The sequence below is a fragment of the Amycolatopsis sp. VC5-11 genome (genome assembly GCF_037034185.1).
Classification (GTDB): Bacteria; Actinomycetota; Actinomycetes; order Mycobacteriales; family Pseudonocardiaceae; genus Amycolatopsis; species Amycolatopsis nivea.
The window spans coordinates 1-14054 of the sequence record NZ_JBAGKF010000019.1 but is presented as its reverse complement, the minus strand read 5'-3'; the positions used below and the strand labels follow the sequence as shown (position 1 = coordinate 14054).

General features: G+C 70.5%; 10 protein-coding genes. 5 read left to right on the top strand and 5 right to left on the bottom strand.

The annotated features are described in order from the left end of the window. Positions 1-81: 81 nt before the first annotated feature. The 5 genes from WA670_RS37060 to WA670_RS37040 all read left to right on the top strand — a co-directional run bounded on the left by WA670_RS37060 (position 82) and on the right by WA670_RS37040 (position 6784). The gene (locus tag WA670_RS37060) at positions 82-642 is read left to right on the top strand and encodes a hypothetical protein (RefSeq protein WP_336160929.1); all 561 of its coding nucleotides are present in this window, start codon (positions 82-84) and stop codon (positions 640-642) included. A 4-nt stretch (positions 643-646) separates the two neighbouring features. Next, the gene (locus WA670_RS37055) at positions 647-1951 is read left to right on the top strand and encodes a carotenoid oxygenase family protein (protein ID WP_336160928.1); all 1305 of its coding nucleotides are present in this window, start codon (positions 647-649) and stop codon (positions 1949-1951) included. A 229-nt stretch (positions 1952-2180) separates the two neighbouring features. Beyond that, positions 2181-3338, top strand: coding sequence for an ROK family transcriptional regulator (locus WA670_RS37050; protein ID WP_199817639.1), 1158 nt, complete (start codon positions 2181-2183; stop codon positions 3336-3338). A 348-nt stretch (positions 3339-3686) separates the two neighbouring features. Next, positions 3687-4418: an HAD family hydrolase gene (locus WA670_RS37045; protein WP_134728595.1), complete on the top strand. Its 732-nt coding sequence runs from the start codon at positions 3687-3689 to the stop codon at positions 4416-4418. Further along, positions 4415-6784, top strand: a complete 2370-nt coding sequence (locus tag WA670_RS37040; RefSeq protein WP_336160926.1) for a glycoside hydrolase family 65 protein — start codon at positions 4415-4417, stop codon at positions 6782-6784. The genes WA670_RS37045 and WA670_RS37040 overlap by 4 nt, the downstream gene beginning before the upstream one ends. 39 nt (positions 6785-6823) lie before the next feature. Here the strand turns inward: WA670_RS37040 and WA670_RS37035 are convergent, their stop codons facing one another. The 5 genes from WA670_RS37035 to WA670_RS37015 form a co-directional block, all read right to left on the bottom strand. Next, the gene (locus WA670_RS37035) at positions 6824-7027 is read right to left on the bottom strand and encodes a hypothetical protein (RefSeq protein ID WP_043838517.1); all 204 of its coding nucleotides are present in this window, start codon (positions 7025-7027) and stop codon (positions 6824-6826) included. A 41-nt stretch (positions 7028-7068) separates the two neighbouring features. Continuing rightward, positions 7069-8031, bottom strand: a complete 963-nt coding sequence (locus WA670_RS37030; RefSeq protein ID WP_336160921.1) for a Ppx/GppA phosphatase family protein — start codon at positions 8029-8031, stop codon at positions 7069-7071. A 159-nt stretch (positions 8032-8190) separates the two neighbouring features. Beyond that, positions 8191-9231 carry an LLM class F420-dependent oxidoreductase gene (locus tag WA670_RS37025; RefSeq protein WP_037812396.1) on the bottom strand — a complete coding sequence of 347 codons (1041 nt, stop codon included), beginning with the start codon at positions 9229-9231 and terminating at the stop codon, positions 8191-8193. An 84-nt stretch (positions 9232-9315) separates the two neighbouring features. Further along, a complete protein-coding gene (fahA, locus tag WA670_RS37020; protein ID WP_336160918.1) occupies positions 9316-10515 on the bottom strand; it encodes a fumarylacetoacetase in 1200 nt (399 codons plus the stop codon). Beyond that, positions 10512-13826 carry a DUF885 domain-containing protein gene (locus tag WA670_RS37015; protein WP_336160917.1) on the bottom strand — a complete coding sequence of 1105 codons (3315 nt, stop codon included), beginning with the start codon at positions 13824-13826 and terminating at the stop codon, positions 10512-10514. Before WA670_RS37015 ends, fahA begins: the two co-directional genes overlap by 4 nt. Positions 13827-14054 lie beyond the last annotated feature (228 nt).

Here is a 14054-nt window from a genome sequence, read left to right as displayed (position 1 = left end):
CCTACCCTCCACTATTGACATGTGCACGCCGGACGTTCTAGCTTTGACATGTCACCACAGGAACGTGAGCGAGGGGCACCGATGAACTACCTGAAGAGTTTCCTTCCGTGGATCGCCTTCGCGGTCGTGTCGACGCAGGCCGACTGGCGCTGGTCCGGGCTGACCGGGCTGGTGCTCGCGGGCGGACTGCTCCTGCTCGAACGCCGGCGCGGCAAGGGCTGGGACACGCTGGTCATCGAGGTCTCCGCGGTCGTTTTCTTCGCGGCGCTGTCGATCTGGTCCTTCAGCGACCCGGCCTCGCCGCTCCGGGATTACGTCGGCGCGCTCACCGATCTGTGGCTCGCGGCGACCGCCTGGGGGTCGATCGCCGCGAAACGGCCGTTCACCCTGGGGATCGCGAAAACCATGGTCCCGCCGGAAATCGCCGCGACCGCGGTGTTCCGCCGGGTGAACGTCGTCATCACCGCGGTATGGGCGGCCAGCTTCACGGTCACCGGAATCGCCGAAGCCGTCCTGCTGCATTACGCCCCGCACGACACTGTCGGCTTGGTCGTCATCAAGGTGCTCGGTTTCGCGATTCCGATCTCGTTCACCATCCGCTATCCGCGCATCGTCCGGGCCCGTGCCCAGAAAGCCGCGTGAATCCATGACCACCACCGATTTTCACCTCAAGGGCCACTACGCCCCGGTCCACGACGAACTCACCGCCTACGACCTGCCGGTCACCGGTGCGCTGCCGCCGGAACTCACCGGCTGGTATCTGCGCAACGGGCCGAATCCGCGCCAGGACAGCGCGCATTGGTTCACCGGCGACGGAATGGTGCACGGCGTGCGGCTGGAAAACGGCCGCGCCGCTTGGTATCGCAATCGCTGGGTGCGCACCGAAAGCTTCGATCTTCCGGATCCGGCGCTCTACAACGCCGACGGAACCCGGAATCTCCGGTGGAGCGTCGCCAACACCCACGTCGTCAACCACGCGGGACGCACGCTCGCGCTCGTGGAATCCTCGCTGCCGTACGAAATCACCACGGATCTCGACACCGTCGGCGTCTACGATTTCGGCGGCAAGCTCGCCGACGCGATGACCGCGCATCCCAAGATCTGCCCGGAAACCGGCGAACTGCATTTCTTCGGCTACGGCAGCATCACCGCCCCGCACGTGAGCTACTACCGCGCCGACGCCGCCGGGGAACTCGTGGTGCAGCAGCCGATCGACGTTCCCGGGCTGACGATGATGCACGACTTCGCGCTCACCCGGCGGCACGTGGTGTTCTTCGACCTCCCGGTGGTGTTCGACCACGCGACCGACGGCGGGATCCCGTACCGCTGGAGCGACACGTACGGCGCGCGGCTCGGCCTGCTCAGCCGCGACCGGCCGGAGGACGGCGTGCGCTGGTTCGAAATCGACCCGTGCTACGTCTTCCACACCCTCAACGCGCACGACACCGCCGACGGCCGGATCGTGGTGCACGTCGTGCGGTACGGGCATCTGTCCAAGCCGGACGTCCCGAATCCGAAGGGCGTGCTGTGGCGGTGGACGATCGACCCGCGCGCGGGCACCGTCACCGAGGACCTGCTCGACGACCGCGACGGCGAGTTCCCCCGCATCGACGACCGGCTCGCCGGGCTCGACGCCCGCTTCGGCCACGTCACCGGATGGCACAGCCCGGAAGGCCCGCTCGTGCTGCGCCGGTACGACCTGCACACGAACGCGTCGCGCGAGCACCTGTTCCCGGAAGGGCACATCCCGGGCGAAGCGGTTTTCGTACCGGCGGACGACCGTCCGGACGGCGCGGGCTGGCTGCTCGCCTACGTCTACGACGGCCCCAACGACCGCAGCGATCTGGTCGTGCTCGACGCGCAGGACCTCGAAGCCGATCCGGTCGCGACGGTCCACCTGCCCGGCCGCGTGCCCGCCGGGTTCCACGGCAACTGGCTGCCCGACGCCTGATCCGCCTCGATCAGCGGACGGCACACTCCGCGTGCCGTCCCCGGGTCTTGCCCGCCGAGCCCGTATCGTCGGGCAAGACCTCCCGCCTGCCCTCCCGAGCCGGAAGAAAAGAAACTTTCCTGCCAAAGCGGGGCGAATCCGGTTACCGTGGCAGGACGGAAGTCCGAACGGGAAGGAAACTCAGCAGGTGGCAGGGTCGGGTACACCACCGGTCGGCACCCCGGCCGGGATGCGCATGATCAACCAGCGGGCGGTGCTCGACCTGCTGCGCCGCGGCGGGCCCGCGACGCGGCCGCAGGTGGCGAAGGACACCGGGCTGTCGAAGCCCACGGTGAGCCAGGCGCTGCTGGCGCTGGAGGCCGCCGGGCTCGCCCGCGCGACCGGGCACACGTCCACCGGCACCGGCCGTTCGGCGGTGCTCTACGAGGCGGACCCGACCGCGGGGTACGTGCTGGGCCTGGACATCGGCCGCGAGCACATCCGGGTCGCGGTCGCCGACCTGGGCCGCACCACGGTCGCCCGGCGCGACGTGCGCAACACGGCCCGCTCCGGCAGCGCACTGATCTCCGCACTGGGCAAACTGGCCGCCGACATCGTGGCCGAGGCGGGCCTGACCAACGACGACATCGTGGTCCGCGTACTGGGCTCCCCCGGCGTCGCGGACCCGGTGAAACGCTGTTTCCGGCACGCCCCGAACTTGCCCGGCTGGGGCCGCCCGGGCTTGCTCGACGACCTGGAGCAGGTCCTGGGCCCGGAACTGGTGGTGGAAAACGACGCGAACCTCACCGCCGTCGGCGAATGGGAAAGCGGCGCCGCCCGCGGAGCATCGGTAGTCGGCTGCATCACCATCGGCACCGGCGTAGGCATGGGCCTGATGGTCGACGGCCGAGTCTTCCGGGGCGCCACCGGCGCCGCAGGCGAAATCGGCTACCTCCCCTACGGCCGCACCCGCGTCGCCGACGAACCAGCCGAACCACCCGCGCGCGGCCACCTGGAAGAAGCCACCGCCGCACAGTCAGTAGTCCGCGGCGCACGCGAACTGGGCTTGGGCACAGCACGATCCGCCCGCGAAGTCTTCCGCCTGGCCCGCGAAGGCGACGAACTGGCTCAACGCGCAGTCTCCGCGGAAGCAGACCGCCTCGCCTACACAGTCGCTTCGGTAGCCGCAGTAATCGACCCAGAACTCATCGTCCTGGGCGGCGGCGTAGGAACAGCAGCAGACCTCCTGCTGGAACCCATCGACCGAGCACTCCGCGCCTTCACCCCCCTGACCACCACAGTGGTACAAGGCGAACTAGGCGACGACGGCGTACTAACCGGCGCAATCAGCGTCGGCTTACGCGCAGCGGAACGCCTGGTCTTCGACCGCCGAGTAGGCGCCGCCTAGCGTTCCGCCGCAGCCACTGGGATCCCGCCCCCAATGTGGCATTGGGTGCGTCAGACGCACCGAACGCCACATTGGGTGCATCCCACGCACCCAATGCCACATTGGGGCGCTAACCCCCACCCAAACCGCAGCCGATGCACCCACGAGCGAGGCACCCAGCCCTCCCCCCGCACCCCGATACGAAGCCTCCCTGCGGTTCGGGGGTGCTTGTCAAGGCATCTTTCCCGCCTTGACAAGCACCCCCGAACCGTCAGCACAATCAAGCTTCGGGGTGCCCCACGCAACCAAGGGGCCAATGTCGCCGCCAGGCGACGAGCCCACCCGCCGAACGCCCGGTACCTTGCAGGCATGATCGGACTGCCCGACACCATCACCGCCTGCCTCTTCGACCTGGACGGCGTACTGACCGGGACGGCCGTGCTCCACCGCGAGGCGTGGAAACGGACGTTCGACGAATACCTCCGCACCCGCGACACCGCGAACTTCCAGGAATTCACCGACGCCGACTACGCCACCTACGTAGACGGCCGCCCGAGGGCCGACGGCGTCCGGGAATTCCTCCGCTCCCGCGGAATCGACCTCCCCGAAGGCACCCCGGACGACCCCGTCGACGCCCCGACCGTGAACGGCATCGGCAACCGCAAAAACGAGTTAGTCCTGAAGATCATCGACGAACGCGGCGTAAACCCCTACCCGGGCTCCGTCCGCTACCTCGAAGCCGCCAAGCAAGCCGGACTCAGGATCGCCGTAGTGACCTCCTCCGCGAACGGCGCGAAAGTCCTCGACGCAGCAGACCTGTCCCGCTTCGTGGAAGCCCGCGTAGACGGCCTGGTCATCCGCCGTGACCACCTCAAAGGCAAGCCCGCACCCGACTCGTTCCTCGCCGGCGCCAAGGAACTCGGCGTGGACCCGAAGCAGGCCGCGGTGTTCGAGGACGCACAATCCGGCGTCCAAGCAGGCAAAGCCGGCGGTTTCGGTTACGTCGTGGGCGTGAACCGGGAAAACCAGGCTGACGCCTTGCGCGCGCACGGCGCCGACGTCGTGGTGGACGACCTCGCCGACCTGCTGGAGGACAAGTGACGGAATCCGGTTACGAATGCGCTCCGTGGGAGCTGCGCTGGCGCGGGCTCGACGTGGATGCGTTGCAGCGCACCGAATCCGCCTTCGCGGTGTCGAACGGACACATCGGACTGCGCGGCACGCTTGAGGAAGGCGAACCGCGCGGGCTGCCCGGCACGTACCTCAACGGCTTCTACGAACAGCACGAACTCCCTTACGCCGAGGGCGGTTACGGCTATCCGGAGGAAGGCCAGACCGTCGTCAACGTGACCGACGGCAAGATCATCCGGCTGCTGGTCGAGGACGAGCCGCTGGACATGCGCTACGGCATCGCGACCGCGCACGACCGTGTGCTCGACTTCCGCCGCGGCACGCTGCGGCGCGTCACCGAATGGTCCTCGCCCACCGGCCGGCGGGTGCGGGTGACCACCGAACGGCTGGTTTCCTTCACCCAGCGCGCGGTCGCCGCGATCCGCTACGAGGTCGAACCGCTGGACGAGGACCTGCAGCTCGTCGTGCAGTCCGACCTGCTGGCCAACGAGCCGGTCGAGTCCGACACGCACGACCCGCGCGTCGCCGCCGCGCTCGACGCGCCGCTGGTCGGCGAGTTCAGCCACGCCGCGGGCTACCAGGCCGTACTGGTGCACCAGACCCGGATGTCCGGGCTGCGGGTCGCCGCCGCGATGGACCACAAAATCGAGGTCGACGACGGCCTGCGCACCCGCATCCACGCCGAGGAGGACCTCGCCCGGCTCACCGCCGCGGTCGACGTGCCCAAGGGCGGACGGCTGCGGGTCACCAAATTCCTCGCCTACGGCTGGTCCGCGCAACGCTCCGCACCGGCGCTGCGGGCGCAGGTCGAAGCCGCGCTCGCGGGCGCGAGGCAGACCGGCTGGAAGGGGCTCGCCGCCGAGCAACGCCAGTTCCTGGACGATTTCTGGGCCACTTCGGACATCGAAATCGACGGCGACCCGGAACTCCAGCAGGCCGTCCGGTTCGCGCTCTTCCACCTGCTGCAGGCCGGCGCCCGCGGCGAAACCCGGGCTATCGCCGGAAAAGGCCTCACCGGACCGGGATACGACGGGCACGCGTTCTGGGACAGCGAGACTTTTGTGCTGCCGGTGCTGACGTACACGATGCCGGACGCCGCCCGCGACGCACTCGGCTGGCGACACTCCACAATAGACAAAGCCAAGGAACGCGCGACCCAGCTCGGGTTGCGCGGCGCGGCTTTCCCGTGGCGGTCCATCAACGGGGCCGAATGTTCCGCGTACTGGCCCGCCGGCACCGCCGCGTTCCACGTCAGCGCGGACATCGCCGACGCCGTCGTGCGCTATGTCAACGCCACCCAGGACGAGCATTTCGAGCGCACCTGCGGCGCGGAGCTGCTGCTGGAAACCGCGCGGCTGTGGGCGTCCCTCGGGCATTTCGACCACCACGGGCACTTCCGCATCGACGGCGTCACCGGGCCGGACGAGTACTCCGCGGTGGCGGACAACAACGTCTACACGAACCTGATGGCGCGCCGGAACCTGCTCGCCGCGGCCGAGGTGTGCCAGCGGCATCCGGACGTCGCCGAACAGTTCGAAGTGGACGCTCCGGAGATCGATTCCTGGCGCGCCGCGGCGGACGCGATGGCGCTGCCGTACGACCAGGAACTCGGCGTGCACCCGCAGTCGGAAGGCTTCCTGCAGCACGACGAGTGGGATTTCGCCGCCACCGACGAGGATTTCTACCCGCTGCTGCTGAACTACCCGTATTTCGACCTCTACCGCAAGCAGGTCGTCAAGCAGGCCGACCTCGTGCTCGCCCTGCACCTCTGCGGCGATTCGTTCAGCCCGGAGGAAAAAGCCCGCGACTTCGCCTACTACGAGGCACGGACGGTCCGCGACTCCTCGCTGTCCGCGGGCACGCAGGCCGTCATCGCCGCCGAGGTCGGGCACCTGCAGCTGGCGTACGACTACCTCGCCGAAGCCGCGCTGACCGACCTGCACGACGTGCACAACAACGTCCGCAACGGCCTGCACATGGCGTCGCTGGCCGGCGCCTGGCAAGCCGCCGTCGCCGGATTCGGCGGCTTCCGTGACTACGGCGGCCAGCTGTCGTTCGCGCCGCGGCTGCCGGACGAGCTCGGCGGCCTCACCTTCCGCCTCGCGTTACGGGAAACGCGGTTCCAGGTGTCGATCCGGCCCGGCGCGGCGACGTACCGGGTGCTCAACGGCCCGCCGCTGGACCTGCTCCACCACGGCGAGCGGTTCACCGTGACCGAGGAGCCGGTGGAACTGCCGATCCCGAAGCTCGACCCGGGCCCCGCGCCGGTCCAGCCGATCGGCCGGGCCCCGGCGCGAAGGGACCCGTCGAAGGTGCGGCAGTTCGACCGGAGCTGACTCGTGAGCGGCAATCGCGGAGAGAACCGCGATTGCCGCTCACGACGGCGTTTCGTCCGTGCCCGGCACCCGAGGCACCTCGTCGGTCCGGGAAGGGCTCAGATCCGGCCCCGGCGCGTTCGCCACCTCGCCGGGCAGCTCGTCCGAGTCCGGCAGCTCGCGTTTGCGGCGCGCGGGGAACGGCGTTTCCTCGTCGTCGTCCTCGGACCGGTCGCGGGGAAGGAATTCGCTGCGCGGGGTCATCTCTCCGGGATACCCGGTTTACCGCGCCCGCACCAGGGAGTTCACGCGGCCGGACGCGAGCGCTGCTTTCCGGTCGCGTCCGTGAGCTGGTCCAGCAGCGTCAGCAGGAGCCCGTCCCGGGTCGACCACGGGCAGATCGACAGGCTCCCGCCCGCGACCGTCAGCAGCGCCTCCGCGACGACCGCGCCGCCGAGCGCCTGCTGGGCCCGCTGCCGCGAAATCCCCGGCAGCTGCGCGCGCCGCGCGAACGGCATCGCCGACAGCCGCGGAATCCACGCGCGCACGTCGTCCAGGTGCAGCTCGCGGGCCTTGCCCGGACGGTCGCCCGCCAGCCGCGCCAGCTGCCGCAGCACTTTCGAGCAGCCGACCACGCGGTGTTCGGCCAGCTCGTCCTTCACGTCGCCCAGTGCGGCGGAGACTTCTTCCAGCACGTGGTCACGCAGCGCACGCACTTGCTTGCTGCGCACCGGCGGTTCGGCGGGCAACCAGTCGCGCGTAACCGACCGGGCGCCCAGCGGAAGCGACCGCGCGAACGTGGCCTGCTCGCCCGCTCCGGCGGACAGTTCGACCGTGCCGCCGCCGATGTCGAGCGCCAGCAGCGGGCCGCCGGACGCGCCGAACCAGCGCCGCGCGCCGACGTAGGTCAGTTCCGCCTCCCGGCGGCCGGACAGGAACCGCAGTTCGACGCCGGTCTCACGAGCGACCTCGCGGACCGCGTCGCGGGAGTTGACCGCGTCCCGGATCGACGACGTGGCCAGCGGAAACACGTCTTCGACGCCGTGCTCGCGGGCGAATTCCATCCCGTTCGAGACGGCCTTGGCGATGGCGGCGATGCCGCACTTGCTGAGCCGTCCGTCGTCGTCCAGTTCGCGGTCCAGCCGCAGCCGGGTCTGGTGCGTCAAGGCCGGGTCGATCGGGGATCCGCCGGGTTCGAGCACGACAAGCCGGGCACTGAACGACCCGACGTCCAGCACCGCAGCAGCGGGTCCTTCGATTCTGCGCACAGCCCGGCCTACCTCGCTTTCGCCCCGCCCGGATTCCCCGTTGAACCCGTTCTTACTCCCGAATTCGCGTCCCGCGCGGGGAGTTGACGGCATTTCGACGGCGGCATCGACCTGAAGTGCGGTTTTTTCACACTCTCAGTAGCCCGCATCATAGCGGACCTAGCCGAGCAGCTCCTTCAGCTTGGCGACGGCGGCCACTCGCGCCTCGCGTCCGGGCTGCAGCGGGTTGACCGCGAGGGTCGTCGCCCCGGCCTCCTTGAACGCCGCCAGCCGCTCCTTCACGTACCCGGCCGGGCCGACCAGCGACGTGGCGCGCAGCAGCTCCGTCGGGACCGCCGCGGCGGCTTCTTCCTTCTTGCCGTCGAGGTAGAGGTCCTGAATCTGCTTGGCCTCGGCCTCGTAGCCGTAGTTGCAGGCCAGCGTGTTGTAGAAGTTCTTGCCGCGCGCGCCCATCCCGCCGATGTACAGCGCGAACACCGGGCGCACCCAGTCGAGCAGGTGGTCGACGTCGTCGCCGATGGCCAGCGGCGGCGCGGCGAACACGTCCAGCTCGCCCAGCTGCGGGTCGCGCTTGGCCTTGCCCTCGGCGAGCGAAGCGCCCCAGACGTCGGCGGCCTTCTCCGGGTGGAAGAAGATCGGCTGCCAGCCCTCGGCCACCTCGGCGGCGAGCGCGACGTTCTTCGGCCCGAGCGCGGCGAGCACGACCGGGATCCGCTCGCGCACCGGGTGGTTGATCAGCTTGAGCGGCTTGCCGAGGCCGGTGCCCTGGTCAGCGGGCAGCGGGATCGTGTAGTGCTTGCCGTCGTGTACGACGCGCTCGCGCTTCCACACCTGGCGGCAGATCTCGATGATCTCGCGGGTGCGGCCGATCGGCGCGTCGTACTTCACGCCGTGGAAACCCTCGATGACCTGCGGCCCGGACGCGCCGAGGCCGAGGGTGAACCGGCCGTCGGACACGAAGTCCAGCCCGGCCGCGGTCATCGCGGTGAGGCTCGGCGTGCGGGTGTAGATCTGGAAGATGCCCGACATCAAGCCGACGCGCTCGGTCTTCGCGGCGAGGAAGCCGAGCTGGCTCACCGCGTCGAAGCTGTAGGCCTCGGGGACGAACACGATGTCGAGCCCGACCCGTTCCAGCTCCACGATGTCCGCGACGCTTTCGGCGAACCCGCCCGAGTAGCTGACGCCGGTGCCGATCCTCATCGATCCCTCATTCCCGTGCCGGTCGACTGTGACTAAGCGTTTGCTCATTATGCGGCCGCCCGGGTGACGACGCTACGGCGTGGGTCACACCACAGCGGGCGCCACCGTCCCGCGCACCTCGCCGAACCCGATCCGCGCACCGCCTGGACCTGGGGCGGAAGCGGTGATGACGACCTCGTCGCCGTCCTCCAGGAACGCCCTGGTCTCCTCGCCGACCGCGAGCGGTTCGCGCCCGCCCCAGCTCAGCTCCAGCAGCGAGCCGCGCTGGTCCTTCGCCGGGCCGGTGACCGTGCCGGACGCGTACAGGTCGCCGGTGCGCAGGCTCGCGCCGTTCACGGTGAGGTGCGCGAGCTGCTGCGCGCCCGTCCAGTACTGCGTGGCGAACGGCGGACTGGACACGAGCCGTCCGTTGATCCGGATTTCCAGCGTCAGGTCCAGGCTCCACGGCTCGGCCGCGCGCAGGTACTCGAACGGCTCCGGGTCCTGCGCTGGCTGCGGCACGCGGGCGTGCTCCAGCGCGGCCAGCGGAACCAGCCACGGCGACATCGACGTGGCGAACGACTTGCCGAGGAACGGCCCGAGCGGCTGCGATTCCCAGCCCTGCAGATCGCGCGCCGACCAGTCGTTGACCAGGCAGACGCCGAAGACGTGGCGGGGGAACTCGTCGATCGGCACCGGCGCGCCCAGCTCCGATCCCACGCCGACGACGAAGCCGACCTCCGCCTCGAAGTCGAGCCGCTTGGCCGCGCCGAACGACGGTTCCGCCGCCTTGCGCGGTTTCCGTTGCCCCGCCGGGCGGATCACCGGCGTGCCGGACGCGACGACGGTGCCCGCGCGGCCGTGGTAGCCGATCGGCAGGTGTTTCCAGTTCGCCGGCACCAGATCGTCCCCGCCGGTGAAGATCCGGCTGGCGTTGATCGCGTGCTGTTCGCTGGAGTAGAAGTCGACGTAATCCGCGACCTCCACCGGCAGATGACTCGTGATGTCCTTGCGGGGCACCAGATGCGGCCGGATCCGGTCGGCGTGCCGCGGTTCGGAGAGCCATTCGCGGACCCGCGCCCGCACGTCGGCCCAGACTTCCGGGCCGGCGGCGAGCAACGGGTTCAGCACGCCCGCGCCGAGCAGGCGGCCGAAGGACTCCCCCTCGGCCGCCGCGGTCAAGTCGAGCACCTGGTCGCCGACCGCGACGCCGGCCCGGCGGGTCCGCTCGCCGTGCGAGAAGACGCCGTAGGGCAGGTTGTCGAGGCCGAAGAGGGTGTCGGCCGGAAGGTCGAGCCAGGTCACGCGGACGCCTCCGCGATCCACGCGCCGACCACGGTGTCCAAAGCGGACAGCGGGAGAATCCCGTTGCCCAGGATCACGTCGTGGAACGCGCGGATGTCGAACCGGTCGCCCAGCGCCCGCTCGGCCTCGGCGCGCACGCGCTGGATTTCCAGCCGCCCCACCATGTAGCTCAGCGCCTGGCCCGGATTCGCGACGTACCGGTCGATCTCCGCCTCGATCTCCATCTTCGCCATCGGCGTGTGCTCGACGAGGTAGTCGACCGCCTGCTGCCGGGTCCAGCCCAGCGCGTGCAGGCCGGTGTCGACGACCAGCCGGCCGGCCCGCATCGAGTCCTGGGCGAGCATGCCGAAGCGGGCGACGTCGTCGGAGTACAGGCCCATCTCGTCGGCGAGGCGCTCCGCGTACAGGCCCCAGCCCTCGATGTAGGCGTTGAACGGCGCGATCCGGCGCAGCAGCGGCAGATCGGTGAGTTCCTGCGCGAACGTGAGCTGGAAGTGGTGCCCGGGAACGGCCTCGTGGAACGCGATCCCCTCGCTGGTGAACCGCGGCCGCGAACTCGCCTCGTAGGTGTTCGCGTAGTACGTGCCGGGCCGGGAACCGTCGAACGCGGCCTGGAGGTAGTAGGCGATGGTGCCGCTCGCCGCGTCCGCCTCCGGGACCGGCTCGACCGCGCACTTCGCGTCCGGCACCCGGGAGAACCATTGCGGGGCAACGGTTTCTGCCCGGGCGATCGCGGTGCGAGCGCCTTCCAGCAGCTCCTCGCCGTCGCGCCAGCGCAGCTCCGGGTCGGTGCGGAGGCGGTCGAAGATTTCCCGCAGTTCTCCGGTGCCGAACACGCGGGAGCCCAGTTCGCGGTACTCCTCGGCCAGCTTCTCGCCCAGCCGCAGCCCGGTGTCGTGCAGTTCCTGCGCGGTGCGGTCCGTGGTGGTGTGCGCGCGGATCAGGCCCTGGTACTTCTCCAGCCCGCCCGGCAGGTGGCTGATGCCTGGCTGGCTGTCCGTCTTCGAAACCGGCAGGACGTCCTCGGCGAGGAAGTCGCGGTAGCGGCGGTACGCGGGCCGCACGACCTCGGCGAGCAGCCGGTCGCATTCCGCCGCGAAGCCCTCGACCTCGACCGACGGCGTGACGCGGAACGGGTCGCCGTCCTCGTTCGCGAGGTACCGCTCGACGTACTCGATCCCGATGCGCACCAGGAAGTCCGGCGGCGCGAACCCGTCCGCGACGGTCGTCCGCTGCGCCTCGATCACCGCGTCCAGATAGCCGCCGATCGCCGCCAGCCGGGTGAGGTAGTCGCGTGCCTTGTCCGCGTCGTCCGGGGCCAGCGCGGGAAGGATGGTCATCAAGTTCAGCGCGGGCGAGCTGAACCCGTCGCTCACCGCGAAACCGGACAGCCGCGAATCGATCGTGTCGATCGCGCCGCGGGCGTGCGTGCGCACCACCTCGCGGGTGATGACCTCGGACGGAGTCAGCCCGGCCGGGTCGATCGCGTCGGCGCGTTCGGCGATCGCGGCGTACTTGGCCCGGTCGCGGTCGGCCGCGGCGAGGCTCGGGTCGGCGAGCTTCGTGTGGTCGCCGGGGAGGCCGAGGACGGTGCGCTCCAGCGGCTCCCGCTCGAAGTCCAGCTCGACCAGCTCGTCCGCCAGACCGACGACGGTGTCGCCGTAGCCCGCGGCCCATTCGGTGACCACGGCGTCCAGCACCGACAGCGGCAGGGAGCCGCCGGAGAGGACCGTGTCGTGGAAGGCCTTGACGTCGAAGCGGCTGCCGAGCCGCTGTTCGGCCTGCTTGCGCAGCCGCTCGATCTCCAGCCGCCCCACCAGGTACGCGAGCGCCTGGCCCGGGTAGCCGAGGTACCGGTCGACCTCGGACTCGATCTCGACCTGCGCCATCGGCGTGTGCTCGAGCAGGTAGTCGACCGCCTGCTGCCGGCTCCAGCCCAGCGCGTGCAGGCCGGTGTCGACGACCAGCCGCCCGGCCCGCATGGACTCCATCGTCAGCATGCCGAGCAGCGACACGTCGTCGGAGTACAGACCCATCTCGTCGGCGAGGCGCTCGGTGTAGAGGCCCCAGCCCTCGGCGTACGCGGTGAAGTTGCCGATGCGGCGCAGCAGCGGCAGGTCGGCGAGGTCGAGCGCGGTGCTGAGCTGGAAGTGGTGGCCCGGGATCGCCTCGTGGAACGCGATGACCTCGGCGGTGTGCCGGAACCGCTCGGTGGCCTGGTGGGTGTTCGCGAAGTAGACGCCCGGCCGGGACCCGTCCGCGGCGGGCGGCATGTAGTACGCCGGGGGCGCGCCGGGCGCGGAGTCCTCCGGCACCGCCTCGACGGTCCACGGGTGCTCCGGGATCTTGCCGAACCAGTTCGGCGCCTCGGCCGCGGCGCGGGAGATGGCCGTGCGGGCGGTTTCGAGGAGGTCCTCGGCGCTCGTCCAGCGGAGCTTCGGGTCGGTGCGCAGCCGCTCGAAGATCTCCGGCAGCTCGCGCGTGCCGAACACGCGCTCGCCGAGCGCCTGGTACTGCTCGACCTGGCCGGCGATCACCGCGAGGCCGGTGTCGTGCAGCTCCTGCGGGGTGCGGTTGCTGGTGGTGTGGGTGCGGGCGAGACGGGCGTAGATCTCGTCGCCGCCGGGCAGCCAGGAGACGCCTGCCTTGTCGTCCGGGCGGCCGTGCGGGAGGACCTCGGCCTCGAGGAAGTCGCGGTACTCGCGGAAGCCGGGCCGGGCGACGTCTTCGAGGATCTGCCTGCGGCGCGCGGCGAACTCGTCGTCCGGGGCGGGCTGGCGCAGCAGCGGGTCGTTCTCGGGCTCGGCGAGGTAGCGGTCGAGGTGCGCGATCGCGGCCTTGACCAGGCGTTCGATCGGCAGCAGCCCGGCGGCGATGCCGTCGCGGTGCCGTTGCGCGACGGCGCGGAGGTACTCCGGGATCTCGCGGAGCCTGCCGAGATGCACCTCGGCGGTTTCCGCGGTGACGGTGACCATCGGCAGCGCGGACAGCAGCCCGGAAGCGGGCCCGACGAACAGGTCGGTGACGGTGAAGTCGACGACCCGGCTGTCCATCCGGTCGAGGGTGCCGTCGACGGAGCTGAGCAGGACGTCGCGGGTGACGCGGTCGACGTCGTCGAGCCCGGCCGGGTCGACCGCCTCGGCCCGCTCCCGGATCCCGGCGAGCTTCCCGCGCAGCGCCGCCTCCGCCGCGGCCGACGGATCGCCGAGCCCCGGCGCGTCCGGCCGGATGCCGAGAATGGCGGCGTCGAGCGGCTCGTGGTCGAACGACACCTCGACGAGTTCGTCGGCGAGATCGGAAACGACGGTCATCGGCGTGGACCCCCAGGGTAGGCGGAGCGAGTGCTGCTCCCGACCCTAATCGAGACAGGGGCGCCGACGCCCGTGTCCTCGGCGGCCGGTCCCTCGGCAGGCCGTATCGGCGTGCCGGGGCGTGGAACTCGCGCGGTCCCGTCTGCCGCCGCGGGACACGCCGATCGCCGACGGCGCGGTGGCGCGGTGGCGCGGTGGCGCGGTGGCGCGGTGGCGCGGTGGCGCGGT

What these genes read in the sequence shown, in the direction of transcription:
- WA670_RS37060 (WP_336160929.1), top strand. Translation starts at nt 82, where the DNA reads ATGAACTACCTGAAGAGTTTCCTTCCGTGGATCGCCTTCGCGGTCGTG.
- WA670_RS37055 (WP_336160928.1), top strand. Translation starts at nt 647, where the DNA reads ATGACCACCACCGATTTTCACCTCAAGGGCCACTACGCCCCGGTCCAC.
- WA670_RS37050 (WP_199817639.1), top strand. Translation starts at nt 2,181, where the DNA reads ATGCGCATGATCAACCAGCGGGCGGTGCTCGACCTGCTGCGCCGCGGC.
- WA670_RS37045 (WP_134728595.1), top strand. Translation starts at nt 3,687, where the DNA reads ATGATCGGACTGCCCGACACCATCACCGCCTGCCTCTTCGACCTGGAC.
- WA670_RS37035 (WP_043838517.1), bottom strand. Translation starts at nt 7,027, where the DNA reads ATGACCCCGCGCAGCGAATTCCTTCCCCGCGACCGGTCCGAGGACGAC.
- WA670_RS37025 (WP_037812396.1), bottom strand. Translation starts at nt 9,231, where the DNA reads ATGAGGATCGGCACCGGCGTCAGCTACTCGGGCGGGTTCGCCGAAAGC.
- WA670_RS37015 (WP_336160917.1), bottom strand. Translation starts at nt 13,826, where the DNA reads ATGACCGTCGTTTCCGATCTCGCCGACGAACTCGTCGAGGTGTCGTTC.